The sequence below is a fragment of the Breznakia sp. PF5-3 genome (assembly GCF_029504745.1).
Lineage (GTDB): Bacteria > Bacillota_I > Bacilli_A > Erysipelotrichales > Erysipelotrichaceae > Breznakia.
In genome coordinates, this window is record NZ_JAQFIQ010000060.1 from 1 (window position 1) to 11,495 (window position 11,495).

The window sequence follows — 11,495 nt, forward strand, 5'->3', positions numbered from 1 at the left end:
ATGTTTAATCGTCTTTATAGGAATGTCATACCTCGCAGCAATTGTTGAAGTACTCACACCAGAATCTTTTTCTAAAACAATCTTCTTTTTAATTTTGTTAGTCAACTTCATAAGAAAAACCCCCTTTGTTAGTTTATTGTCTAACTTTGGGGGTTCACATCATTTAGTAGACCTTTTCTATTACATTGTTATTCAGCTTTTTTGCGTGTATAATAAGCAATTCCAAACATTCCAACTAGCAATAAGACAAAGTACAATGAAATGTTTGTTGTATCACCTGTTTGAGTTCCTGCATTAGGTGATGTACTTGGCTTTTTAAACGTTGCATAATCTTCTTTTGATAGGATATTAACTTTAATTTTAATCGTCATGTTTGTATCTCCATCTAGATATCCTAAAGCTTCATAATTACCTATGCGATTAAAATTAACTGCATCGTATTTCCAATCTGTCACATTTACATCCTTACTCGATCCATCAGAATATAATGCAACCACTTTTTTATTTAAACTTTTAAATGCAGTAGTAGCATCACTACCAACAGGAAGATTTAATGTTATAGTTTTTGGTTCTGTGCCTACAAAAACAACACTTTTTTTAACAATAACTTTAATTTTAGCCTTTGGTAATTCCTCTTGATTACTTTGTGTAGAATCAACTAATGTTCCCACTATTTCATATTCACCTTCGACATTTAAATTAACCTTATTTAAATCCCAATTGATATCTGTTAATCGCCTAACATCATCATCTTGACGGACAATAACTTGGTTAGGTAATGTTGCTTCAATATCAGATAATGTCGTAGTACTTCCTAACTCAACATAGATATCTTCAAACATCGATTCAATTGCTACAATTTTACCTTCACTTGTTAAATACACATCATTGAAGAATGAATTTGAGCGATATGTCACAAGTCCAAAGTATCCTCCATCAAATCCTGAGTTTTCTTGAACCCCTGCTAAAGTCCCATCGATATAAAATGATAATTTCCCTTTACCATCATATTCAACTTTAATTGCAAATTCTTTTTTCGCTTTTTCTTCAACACTCAACGCTCTTTCTACACTCCAGTTTTGACCACCCGTATTTTTAAAGAGCTTTGTAATGCCAGCTGTTTTATCAATATTTACACAATACCAATGTGATGCAGGGTTTTCAATATCTTTAACACCAAAAACCAAACCTCCTGCTTGCCCACTATCTAATATCAATGTTCCTTCATAAACAAAAGGCTTATCTTTTGATAAATAGGTATCGCTCAGATAGAAACTATCTCCAGCACCAGCATTTTTACCATAAAGACCAAATTCATCTTTTTCCCAGCTACCGCCCTTTGTTCGCCAATCAAGTAAATTCGTATCAAATATTCGCTCAATTGCTTTTACTTCTACCTCACGTTTAATTGCATTTGATTGGGTTGTAGCAGCAATTTTATAAGTTCCTTTTGCTTTCGCTTTGAATACTATATATCCTTCTTGTTGATCCATTACTTCTAACTTATCATCATAATCCCAAGTTACTTTCTTATTCGTTGCTGAATTTGGATATACATTTGCACTTACAGTAAACACTTCACCAACTTCAACCTTTTCTGGTGATGCCAAAGATAAGATGGTTGGTTCACTTCCCGTTGAACCATTTGCTTTCCCTGTATACATAGATTTCATATCGTATACTTTTAATTCATCTACTTTTACATCTCCATCCACAACAAATAACTCCATACCGATACTATCCATATCAGGGAAACATAAATCACTAATATTCGCTTCCCCATCATTTCCATAAGTTTCAATTACACCATTATCTACAAGCGCACGAAGTTTAATCTTATTTCCTTCCATTGGATATAACTCCCAACTGATAACTTCATTATAAACCGGTCCTGATGAAGCTTTATCAAGTACCATTAAATTGGTATCTCGATTATACTTAAGAACTGTTTTTTGACCATTTCCAGTACGCAAATTAAAGCCAAACTCTTTTGCACTTCCTAATGTGAAAGTAGCTTCAATATCATATGTTTGCCCTGTTACATTTTGTAGTATATTTGTATCTTTTGAACTTACTGTTTTATTTTTAACTTCATACAATAACGTATCTCGATATGCATCTACTTCCTCTACAGGATTATGCACTAACATATATTCCCCATTTACTTTACGTAATGTAATTTCTGTCCCAACTGATTGAAATCCATTATATCGCTTATCTGGGAATGTTCCAGGTGCTGAATAATCTTGTAACCAACTTACTAAAATGCGACGATCTTGACCACTTCCATCATTGTAGAAACTTTGCCCTGCATACATATATGTGCGTCCGGTAGGTGAAGGAAGTCGATATGTTTCACTGATGAAATTGTAACCACCAGCTTCTGTTTTCTTTAAATCTCCAATTACATAAAATTCACTACTTCCATTATATACCCATTTTGTTTCTCCAGTCCCTTCGACTACAAGCGGGAACAAATCGGGACACTCTGAATGCAATTCACTACCATCTGGATATGTGAAATCTTGTTCGTGTTGCCAATTTTTTAAATCATCAGATGAGAACAATCTTCCTCGTCCTCCTGCAACAACCATCAACCATTTCCCATCATATTTAAATACTTTAGGATCACGGAAATCCCAACCATATGGTGTTCCTATATTACTAATTACAGGATTTCCATCATATTTTGTCCAAGTGACACCATGATCTTTTGAATAAGCGATACTTTGTTGTTGTACACTTCCAGCATGAGTAAACATTGCTACCAATTTTGACTCTCCTGGTTTATTGTCACTAAAGAATCCTGATGTATTATCTTCATCTACAACACATGACCCTGAGAATATTGCTCCTAACTCATCCATTGGTATTGCCACTGGCATTTCTTCCCAACTCATCAAATCATTGGATACAGCATGTCCCCATGTTTGAGAACCCATATGTCCTACTTGAGGACTATATTGATAAAACATATGCCAGTTTCCATCACTTGGATCATATACCAATCCATTTGGATCATTCATAAAATTAATCTCTGGAGAGAAATGGAATTGTGCACGTTGAGCTTCTCTTGCCATATCTTCTACATTTGATTTACGTGTAAGTTTTACTAAGATAGTTCTTTCGATATCATCTTTCTTCACTACTACATATAAATTACTTTCCCCGACTGGTACATCAATATTAGTACTTGCAACTCCACTAGTAAGCGGTTTTTTATCAACAATGGTATTTCCTTTTGCATCAACTAATGAATAAAATAAATCATTATCACTGGATGCTTTTATTTTTATTGATTCACTTTTTCTTGGAATATAACCAGCATAAGCAATTGTATCTTCATTAAATTCAGGAGTTAAAATAACATCATCACCAAGCAATTCTAATCCTGTTAGTTTAGGATAATTACTTGCTGTAATTGGTGTTTGTTTTACATTTTGATATACAACTGTACTATTCCATGTTAACAGTCCAAAACGCCCTGATTGATAATCGTTATCTGTTCCTGCTATCAATAAAAGATCATCTACATAATATTGAAAAGTATTTCCTACTGCAATAACTTTTATGTGGAATGTCTCTTTATCTGCATTTGGTAAAGTTGCTGAACCTACATTCGCTCCACTTGGAAATTTGAATAAGCGCAAAGACTTATCAGCGCGATTGATATTCGCTACATAAGATTTTCTAACATCATCTTTATCAGCTCTAAAAAGTAGTGCCGCTGCTCCACTGTCTCCAACCTTTACATCTGCTTCATAAATAAAGTCATTTCCTTCACTATCTGATATTGCGAAATTATCACCATTACCAGAAGATAGTAATCCAGCATTTGATGTCACCCAAGATCCATTCATTCCTCTTAGATTTGATAAATTAGTTATAAAATTATTTTCCAATTCACGATATCTAGTCACATCAATGTTTTTAAAATTCGCTGTTGCATTCCATGTAAGCAACCCCAAATATCCTCCCACATAACGACCAGCAAAGTCCTTCTTCATTTCATAGTCAACTTTTTGATCATTAATCGTGATGATAAGTTCTTTATTATCATTAACCGTTACTTTTGTTTTTAGTGGTTGTGTTGTATCGATGCCACTAAGTACCTTACATTTTTCAATTACACCATCACCTAGTCCACCAGAACCATCTTGGAATAATTTAATATAAATATCTGCACTTTCTGCATTTCCATCACGACTAATCTCTAATCCAAAGAAAGTACCAATATTTTTATAATCTTTATTCGTTGCCCCAAAAATTAAAGCAGCACTTGTATCTAACAATTCAATATCCGCTTCATAATCAAACGTATATGCTGCTAATTCTGATATTGCATGGTTGTTACCACCTGTATTATGCAACTTATATCCTTTATTTATAACTTCAACATTCGTTCCTTTTAAATTCGTCAATTCATAAAAATGTTCGCCACTGTCTGCTGTAATCTTTAAATTCGTCATGCTTGTAAAAACAATAGCTAGTGAAAACATTATTTTGAATACTCTGTCCAAATATGATTTTTTCTTCATATTCCCTCCTTGTATTTTAATATAAATAATTATCCTCATCCATACACTGCTATACATGTCTACCTTAAAGTATTGAACGATACCTCCTCTCTATAACATTAAGTGCTTTCTCAGCATTATCATACCGCCAAAACATTCACAGAACAATTGACAATCGTACCAATTTATTATTAACATTTGCAATAAAAATATTATATTTATGAAACATAAAAAAAGATTGCCGAAGCAATCATTTTTAGTTCTATTATTTTTTATTTAGCAATTGAAAGTTTTACTTCAATCTTCTCACTCATATTATCAAACTTTATATAATAGTCTCCATTTCCATCATATATAAAATGCATGAGCGTATCTACAGAAGCTCCACTACGTAGTGAATCTGTACCTGCAGTCCATGCTACATCATCATCAAAAAAGGCACTGACATCATCAAGTGTAGATCCTGAAGTTCCATAAACTTTATAATAAAACATATTCAATCCATTTGTATCATCGCTTGTATTGGTTATCTTAACTGGTACAATAGCAACTTCTGAACCATTCAAGTCCGAATATTGATTATCTATCGTTGCAAATGTAACTGGTTCGCTAAATACAATTTCTAAACCATCAAACTCTATTACATCACCATATGTAAGTTCTTTTTTCTCTTCTTTCTTTGTTTCTTCTTGTTTCTTATCTTCTTTATCTGTATCAGCATCATCAACTGTACACCCTACTGCTACAAAACCTAATACAAATACAACCAATATACTCATTATCTTTTTCATCTTTTCTCCTCCTCTAGTTGCATTATATAAAAATGAAAAAGATATTTGGTATGCTTATAGCATACATACTTTATGTTAGTATATTAGCGATACTCATAATCACAAAAATTCCTCCCAATAACATTGTAAACCAAATAAAAACCTTGCCGATCAATCTAAATCTTTTGAAAAAATTAAATCGATCAACATCTAAATAATTCGTAACAAATATAACCGTTAAACCAAGCATATAAATAACTTCCACTTTGGTAACAATCATTTCAGAAAGCGTTGTATCACCTGTGTTCTCAATAAAAGCAATAATAAAAATAAGAAAAAGATACGACAAGGTTCCTACCAACATGTGAAAGCCATTATTTGTTCGAAACCCTGGTAATGTATATTTTGATTTATTTTGTTTTATCATCATTAAATCATTCCTTAATTTTTGTAAATTACTATAACGAAAATCAGGATCAATTTTTGTACACTTTAATACAATGCTACGAAATCTCGTAATTGTAAGATCAACACTTGCTAAAGAACCCGTACACATTTCATTCAATATATTACCAAATGCATATATATCACTCTTCTCATTACTCGATGCAAAACCATATTGCTCAGGAGCAGCATATCCTACACTCCCCAAAATTCTAGTATCTCGTGATTTATCAATGGATATTTTCTTTGCAATATCAAAATCAATAATCTTTACTATATTTTTCACCACAATAATATTTTCTGGTTTCAAATCACGATGAACAATCTTATGCTTATGCAACTGAGCCAAAGCATCTACAATTTGAATCGCGTAATCCGCAATCACCTCGTTAAATGATAATGGTATTGTTTCGCGTAACGTTTGCCCATCCAAATATTCTTCAATCACTTCAAATCCGCCTACAATCTCATTGATTTCATAAATTTTTGGAAAATGATCTATGGGTAAATATTTTAACCTTTCATATATATCCCGGTTTTCATGCTGAAAAAACTGTTTTCGTACAAACCGTTTTTCTTTACTTTCAACAACTTCAATACGTTTAAACTCACTATCAAGTAACGTATCTTTAAGGATATAAGTTTTTTCCATATCGCAACCATTATAGCATAATAAAACCAATTATGATGTATGCTTTTAGCACACAGGTTTGTCGTTGTCATTTCATTTTTTTCATTATATGATGATGTTGGTGATAGAATGAGAGAAAAGAAAACAAGTGATCTAGAACAAATTCTAAAACATGCATCACACCAAGAATTAAAAAATTATATGAATCAAATCAATGATATTAGTTTTATTGAATATTTTGCCTGTTTATTAAAGAAATATAACATGAGCAAGGGTGAAGTTATCAATAAGACAAACATTGATCGTACATATGCTTATCAAATACTTCAGGGAAGAAAACATGGTAGCAAAGATAAAATTTTTCAATTGGCTTTAGGTTTAAAATGCTCGCTGTATGAATGTAATACATTATTACAACTAAATGATAAATCAAAGCTTTACCCCAAGCGAAGAAGAGATAGTATTCTCATTTTTGCTCTTGAATCAAAAATTAATGTTTTCGAAACAAATGAACTTCTTGTTGAATTCCAAGAAGACATCTTACAATAAAAACAAGACAATTGACATTGTCTTATTTTTTTATGATTCCTACCATCTCTAATAGATATTTAGCATTTGTTGTCGTAGCCATACCTTTTTTTATTTTATAATCAAAAAATATTTTTTCATCTTTATATGTCTCTGAAAAATGATAATTTTTACTGTGGATATCTTGATCGTTTTCTAAATCACAGAGTTCAAAATCATGTGTCGTTACACAGGTGATACTATGATCATTTGATAATTGACGTATTGTTTCGGTTGCCCCGAGAATACGATCTTTTGAATTCGTTCCTTTAAATATTTCATCAATTAATGCCAACATTGGCTTACCGGTATGGTTGAATTCAATAATCTCTTTTATTCTCAATAATTCAGCATAGAAAGTAGATATTCCTTCACTGACATCATCCTCAATGCGCATGGATGTAAACAATTGCATAAGTGAGATTTTATAAGAATTAGCTACAACTGGTGCTCCAGCATATGCCAATACTGCATTAAGTCCAATAGTACGTAAAAAGGTTGTTTTTCCAGACATATTAGACCCTGTGATTACACAAGATTCATGAAATACTTTGAAGTCATTATCAATTGCATCTTGTTCATTGATAAGCGGATGACTTACCGCCTTCATATCAAGTTCACAAGAACCATCTATAACTTCTGGGAAACAATATTCATCTTTTACCTTAGCGATTGTAGACAAGCTCAAAATAGCTTCTATCTCAGCTAATGATGAAAACCATGTAGGCAATTGGCTTGCATACCTCATATGCCATCCTGCTACTTTTTCAACACAATGAAAATCCCACAAAAACAATCCACTTACTAAAATATAAGCTAAGATATTTTTACGCATTTTCAAAAGATCACTCACTTTTGATAATTCCTTAATTCCTTTGGTAGCACCTTTTTCACCATTCCATGTTTGTTGCAAAGAAAGTAAATATGGATCTTCAAACATTTCATTTTCAAGGGTAGCAAATATTTTTTCATAAATTGACAAACTTTCTTGCAATGCAAATACAGGTTGTAAGATAGGATTATTTTTCCCATGAAAAGCAAACGTTAAAATTAATTGCAAAACAAAAACCACCTCTATTACAACCATAAAAAGAACATTACTAAACAGAATAAAACAAAGAATAGCACCCATCAAAATAGCAGGTAAAATCCACTTTAAATACTTCATAATAGAATTATTATTTCCTGCTGTTGTAGTTAACTCTTGAAACGCATCAAAAATTTTATTACTCTTCATTGTCTTATTCGCTAAACAACCCAAAGTTTCTAAATGAATACCAAAATCAACTTTATCAACACATTCGCTAACTGCTGCTTGACGTTTGTTAATAACCTCAGCTCTTTTAGGCATTGCCGTTAGCCAATTAGCCAATTGCTTTTTTCCATCCTCACTAAACGCTACATTTATATACTGATATAAAGAAGCCTTTCCAAAAATATCCAAATCATATCCTGGAGGATATTTTTCATCCAAATACACTTCTCCATTTTCAATAAAATTTTTCCATCCATTTTGCATACGTTCCATATACCTTTGAAGTACTTCTAACCTCGTCTTCGCATATTGAATATCATATTTAATAACATCATGCTTCTTTACAAGCCATAGAAAAACTAGCAATCCAATGGCAGCACCTATATATCCCAAATAATGATACTCCATTCCGACATACAAAAAAAACAAAACAAATAAAAAGTCAAGCATTCGTATAGAAGATAACTTTTTCGATTCCGTTTCTAACTTCGTTAATTTTAATTCTATTGCTTTGCTTTCATCTTGATATTTGTTTTGTTTCATAAGTTCCTCTTTCCTAGCATATTGTATCATAATAAAAAATTAAAATTTATATATTTCCTAATGTATAACTGCAACAATCCAAAAACAAATAGCTGTAATAAATGATAAAGGGGTCATAACATATTTTTCTTTCTTACTATCAGAACAGAAATTCATAATTGTATTTATTGATAAATATATCGCAAAGAAGAAACACGATCCATTTGCTACCATCTCTGGAAGACCTATTGAAAAAAGCTTACCAACTTGTAGAATTGACAAAATTGCAAACCCTTGTATCACAAATGAAATACCACTCATAATTCGCATTTTAAATGGTAATACACGATACTTTCCACCTAATGTAAATTCACCAAGTGGTGCACCTAATGTAACCAATAAAGTCAACAGTGCAATACCACCAAAGATAATTGCTCCAATAATTGCTGCCATATATACCCTCCATATATTCTATTGTTTTAGTTTATCAAATATAATCAAAAAAATATAGCCTTACTATAAAGTAAGACTATATTAAAGTATATTTTATTCACCAAACCATTTTTTAATCAGTTCGTCTAATTCACCATCTTTTTTCATTTGTTTGATTGCTTTATCAAAATCCGCTTTGATTTTTGAACCTTTTTTAAAGGCAATCGCATTACCTGCAAGATCTGCCCCTTCTTCTAATACATAATATTCAAGGTTGTCATTTTTTTGCATCAGCTCTGTAGCAACTGCTTTTTCCACAATCATCAAATCAATTACATCATTTTCCAATTCTTGTGCTAATGATGTATAATCTTTTAACTTTTCAAATGTTAAATCATAATCATCTGCAATCGCATCAACAACCGTTTCTTGAACTGTACCCATTTGAATACCAACCTTTTTCCCTTTTATATCCGCTGTTGTTTTTAATCCACTATCCTTTTTCACCAATACTACATTTTGCATTTCTTCTGATGTATAGTATAGCTCTGAGAAATCAACTTGTTTTGATCTATCTGATGTAGGTGTCATACCTGCAATTGCAGCTTGTCCTTTGTCTGTTTTAATAGAATCAATAATCGCATCAAAGTCAATATCTTCCCATTTGATTTCATACCCAGCAATTTCAGCAGCCCGATTCATCACATCGATATCAAACCCATATAAATCTCCATTTTCATCAACCATTTCATATGGTGGGTATCCTGAGTTTGTAAATACTGTAATCGTTTTATCATCCCCAGAATCAGACTCTCCACAACCTACTAATAACAATCCACACACTAACATTAAACTTAATATTTTTTTCATTTCTTTCTCCTCCTGTTATATCATATTCGCCAAAAAGGCTTTCGCTCTTTCACTTTTTGGATTTTGGAAAAACTCTTTCGCTGGGCTACATTCTTCAATTCTTCCTTTATCCATATAGATTACATAATCTGCAACTTCTTTTGCAAAGTTCATTTCGTGGGTTACAACAATCATCGTCATTCCCGTATGATTCAAACTTTGTAGTACTCGCAATACATCACTTGTCATTTCAGGATCCAAAGCACTTGTTGGTTCATCAAACAAAAGTACTTCAGGGTCCATTGCCAATGCTCTAGCAATTGCACAACGTTGTTTTTCCCCACCACTCAATTGATGAGGATACGCATCTGCTCGATGATCCATACCTACTTTTTTCAAGAGTGACATCGCTACTTCATCAGCTGATGCCTCATCCATCTTTTTCACCTTGCGCAACGCATACGTAATATTTTTCAATACTTTCATATGCTCAAATAAATTAAAATTTTGAAATACCATTCCCATTTTTTCACGAACTTTTGTTAAATCTGTTTTGGGTGCATTTACTTCAATATCATTAAAGTAAATCTTTCCACTTGTAGGTTCTTCTAACATATTTAAACATCGAATAAACGTAGATTTCCCACCGCCACTAGATCCAATAATCGCATACGTCTTTCCATCTTCAAAGACAAAGTTGATGTCAAATAGAACTTTTACGCTCTCACTATAATTTTTATATAAATGCTCTACTTTAATCATACTTTAACCTCTTTTCTATCGCTTTTCCAATAAAACTCAAGATTTTATTCATTACATAATATGCTACAAACACAATAAGCAACGGTTCAAATGTGTTATATATAGAATTTTTCACTGTTTGAAATTTATACATCATATCCGCTACACCAACGATTGAAACTACGGAAGTTTCCTTTGTCAATGTTATAAACTCATTGATTACTGCAGGTAATACTTTTCGAAATGCTTGAGGAATAATAATATCTTTTGCAATGTCTTTATTCCCTACTCCTAGAGCTCTCGCTGCTTCAATTTGTCCCTTATCGATTCCATCTACACCAGCACGCATGATTTCCGCAAGATACGCTCCAGAATTAAGCGAGAAAATCAAGATACAACTAAATATTTTACCAATTACCAAACCTTTAAATAGACTTGGAATTCCAAAATAGAAAAAATACAATTGCACATATACAGGGGTTCCTCTAAAAATATCAATATATGCTTCTGTAATCCATTTCGTAACTTTTGTCCATCGTCGCAATAAAACACTTACCAACCCAATCACTGTTCCAAAAAATGCTGCAACAAGTGAAATCAATAATATAACTGGTATTCCTGATAGTATATATTGCCAAAACTTTTCAATGATTTCAATATTGAAATTCATACATTTCCTGGTATATTAGAAATGACTTATCTAAGTCTCTAATATACACTCCTTTCTTTCTTAAATTTATTCATAATTTTTGTTAGAATTGAATCGT

9 protein-coding genes are annotated in these 11,495 nt (G+C 32.2%); 1 reads left to right on the top strand and 8 read right to left on the bottom strand.

All coding sequences use genetic code 11. The annotated features are described in order from the left end of the window. Nucleotides 1–188: 188 nt before the first annotated feature. The 3 genes from M2475_RS10715 to M2475_RS10725 form a co-directional block, all read right to left on the bottom strand. Nucleotides 189–4,538, bottom strand: a complete 4,350-nt coding sequence (locus M2475_RS10715) for a GH32 C-terminal domain-containing protein (RefSeq protein ID WP_277491496.1) — start codon at nt 4,536–4,538, stop codon at nt 189–191. 251 nt (nt 4,539–4,789) lie between these two features. Next, nucleotides 4,790–5,308, bottom strand: a complete 519-nt coding sequence (locus M2475_RS10720; protein WP_277491497.1) for a hypothetical protein — start codon at nt 5,306–5,308, stop codon at nt 4,790–4,792. A gap of 70 nt (nt 5,309–5,378) precedes the next feature. After that, nucleotides 5,379–6,383, bottom strand: coding sequence for a serine/threonine-protein kinase (locus tag M2475_RS10725; RefSeq protein WP_277491498.1), 1,005 nt, complete (start codon nt 6,381–6,383; stop codon nt 5,379–5,381). Between the two features lie 108 nt (nt 6,384–6,491). Between M2475_RS10725 and M2475_RS10730 the strand changes: the two genes are divergently transcribed. Next, the gene (locus tag M2475_RS10730) at nt 6,492–6,911 is read left to right on the top strand and encodes a hypothetical protein (protein WP_277491499.1); all 420 of its coding nucleotides are present in this window, start codon (nt 6,492–6,494) and stop codon (nt 6,909–6,911) included. A 22-nt stretch (nt 6,912–6,933) separates the two neighbouring features. Here the strand turns inward: M2475_RS10730 and M2475_RS10735 are convergent, their stop codons facing one another. From M2475_RS10735 to M2475_RS10755, 5 genes are all read right to left on the bottom strand, one after another. Further along, nucleotides 6,934–8,727, bottom strand: coding sequence for a MutS family DNA mismatch repair protein (locus tag M2475_RS10735; RefSeq protein ID WP_277491500.1), 1,794 nt, complete (start codon nt 8,725–8,727; stop codon nt 6,934–6,936). A gap of 57 nt (nt 8,728–8,784) precedes the next feature. Further along, nucleotides 8,785–9,159 carry a hypothetical protein gene (locus M2475_RS10740; protein ID WP_277491502.1) on the bottom strand — a complete coding sequence of 125 codons (375 nt, stop codon included), beginning with the start codon at nt 9,157–9,159 and terminating at the stop codon, nt 8,785–8,787. Between the two features lie 93 nt (nt 9,160–9,252). Next, nucleotides 9,253–10,008, bottom strand: coding sequence for a transporter substrate-binding domain-containing protein (locus M2475_RS10745; RefSeq protein ID WP_277491503.1), 756 nt, complete (start codon nt 10,006–10,008; stop codon nt 9,253–9,255). Between the two features lie 15 nt (nt 10,009–10,023). Beyond that, nucleotides 10,024–10,749 (bottom strand): amino acid ABC transporter ATP-binding protein, encoded by a 726-nt coding sequence (locus tag M2475_RS10750; protein WP_277491505.1) that lies wholly within the window; start codon nt 10,747–10,749, stop codon nt 10,024–10,026. Then, on the bottom strand, nt 10,742–11,398 hold the full coding sequence (locus M2475_RS10755) for an amino acid ABC transporter permease (RefSeq protein ID WP_277491506.1): 657 nt from the start codon (nt 11,396–11,398) through the stop codon (nt 10,742–10,744). The genes M2475_RS10750 and M2475_RS10755 overlap by 8 nt, the downstream gene beginning before the upstream one ends. Nucleotides 11,399–11,495 lie beyond the last annotated feature (97 nt).